Annotated in this window: 1 protein-coding gene; it reads left to right on the top strand. The window is 66.9% G+C overall.

The features are described 5' to 3' along the window. Positions 1 to 58 precede the first annotated feature (58 nt). Entirely contained in the window at positions 59 to 1,243 is a 1,185-nt protein-coding gene (locus K4G64_RS39220; protein WP_221760611.1) for an IS701 family transposase, read from the top strand. Positions 1,244 to 1,409 lie beyond the last annotated feature (166 nt).

The following is a 1,409-nucleotide window of genomic DNA, read 5'->3' as shown; positions in this document are numbered from 1 at the left end:
CCTAGTACTGCAACGGTGCTTGCCGTGACTGCTGGCCAGGTCGGTCGTTGGTGTGGTTATGGGTGGGGACCTTGCTGATGTCAGGTTGTGGGCGGGGGAACTGGGCGCTCTGCATGAGCGGTTCGTGCACCGGTTCAACCGGGAGGAGCCGCGCCAGTCGGCACTGGCCTACATGCGTGGGCTGGTTGCTCCGTTGGAGCGAAAGAACGGCTGGACGCTGGCGGAGGAGGCCGGCCATGCGGGTCCCGATCGCATCCACCGGCTGCTGAACCGGATCGAGTGGGATGCAGACGAGGTCCTGGACGACGTACGCGACTACGTCGTGGAACACCTCGGAGACCGCGAGGCCGTCCTGATCGTCGATGACACCGGGTTTCTGAAGAAGGGCATCCGTTCGGCCGGCGTGCAAAGGCAGTACTCCGGCACCGCCGGCCGCACCGAGAACTGCCAGATCGGTGTGTTCCTTGCCTACGCCACCGGCTGCGGACGCACGCTGATCGACCGGCGGCTGTATCTGCCCACCTCCTGGACGGACGACCGGGACCGCTGCCGCCGGGCCGGCATCGACGACACCGTGGGCTTCGAGACGAAGGTGGCCATGGCCAAGGCGATGGTCCGCCGGGCCATCGCCGACAAGATCCCGTTCAGCTGGGTCACTGCGGACGCCGCCTACGGCTACAGCAAGGGCTGGCGCTTCGAGCTGGAGCAAGCGGACGTCTTCCACGTCATGGCCACCACGCGGCACGACACCGTCGTCACCCGCTGGTCCATCGACCACCCCGTCCACGACCTGTTTCCCGGCCTGCCGCGGCAGAAATGGAAACGCCGTTCCTGCGGTGAAGGAGCCCATGGCCGGCGGATCTTCGACTGGGCCCGCGTCGAGGTCCGGCCCTGGCACCGCGAGGACCGCCGGCACTGGGTCCTCGCCCGCCGCAGCGTGAGCAGACCCGAGGAGATCTCCTACTACATCGCCTACTGTCCCGCCGACACGACGCTGGACGAGCTGATCCGCATCGCGGGCAGCCGCTGGTCCGTTGAGGAATGCTTCCAGACCGCGAAGCAGGAATGCGGCCTGGACGACTACCAGGTCCGCCGCTACCCCGGCTGGCACCGCCACATGACCCTGGCCATGGCCGCCCACGCCTGCCTGACCGTCCTGCGAGCCCGCCAGCTGGACACGGACAAAGCAGAAACGGATCCTCCCAGCTCATCCACCTCAGCCTCGCCGAGATCCGACGCCTGATCACCCGCCTCGCCGACCGCCGCCCCACCCCGGTCGACCACATTCTGCACTGGTCAACCTGGCGCCGCAGACGGCAACACCAAGCCCGCCTGAGTCACTACAAACGACGCGGACACAGCCCTTGAAAACTGCCCAGCACTCAGAACAAGCACCGTTGCAGTACTAG

The organism is Streptomyces sp. WAC04114 (assembly GCF_019733245.1).
GTDB classification, from domain to species: Bacteria; Actinomycetota; Actinomycetes; order Streptomycetales; family Streptomycetaceae; genus Streptomyces; species Streptomyces massasporeus_A.
The sequence above is the reverse complement of the archived record's forward strand: the minus strand, read 5'-3'. Positions and strand labels throughout refer to the sequence as shown.